This window comes from Vibrio sp. 03_296 (assembly GCF_002265885.1).
The window spans coordinates 1-709 of sequence record NZ_NPKW01000724.1 but is presented as its reverse complement, the minus strand read 5'-3'; the positions used below and the strand labels follow the sequence as shown (position 1 = coordinate 709).

General features: G+C 49.6%; 1 protein-coding gene. It reads right to left on the bottom strand.

What is annotated here, in order from left to right; all coding sequences use genetic code 11:
* Window positions 1-105 precede the first annotated feature (105 nt).
* Window positions 106-709, bottom strand: a 604-nt coding sequence (locus CIK04_RS34410; protein ID WP_325205905.1) for an AraC family transcriptional regulator, incomplete at its 5' end; no start/stop codon positions are given.

Sequence of the window (709 nt, the reverse complement as noted above, 5' to 3'; positions counted from 1 at the left end):
GAAGGTCCGTCTTAAATGAATGGGCATAACGAATCCTCCATAGGCGTTGAAAGGATTGAACAGTCAACAGAGCTTTTCGGTATTTTTCCACCATAACACAGTTATTTAGCAGACAACGCGGCACCATCTATGATTTCCGATACAGCTCAACAAACCCGCTCTCGCGTCGCCATGCAAATTTGCTCCTTCTTGCCGATGTTTACTGGATCGATAACTGCCACACTGACACTGACACTGGCGCGCTGGATGACCCGTTAACTCTCGCTGACACTCGCCTCTCGAGGTTACTTGAGTATAACAACGCATCACGCGGTTATGCATGCGATTTTGCATCACAAACGCCAGCGGGGTCTGCCCCATTTGCTTTTGAAAATGCGATAAACGCACTGTCAGAGGAAAAGCCAGTTGGTGCGCCACTTCGCTCACGGGTAACGGTGTAGATAATAATTCAATCGCTTTCAACACCCGCCATTGTTGCCGCCATTCTTGGTACGACATGCCCGYATCTTGTTTAAACAAACGGGTAATGGTTTTGCTGCTGGCGCCCACTTGCTTCGCCAACTCGCCACAACTGGGCGCTAAGAAATCACTTTTTACCAGTTGCTGACTCCATTTCTTTAGCCGGCGATCGGTGGGCAATGGCAGACGATAATCGTGTTGCTGCGCAGCAAAGAACTCTCCCAAACAAGCGCTAGCGTGTGCGTCATCT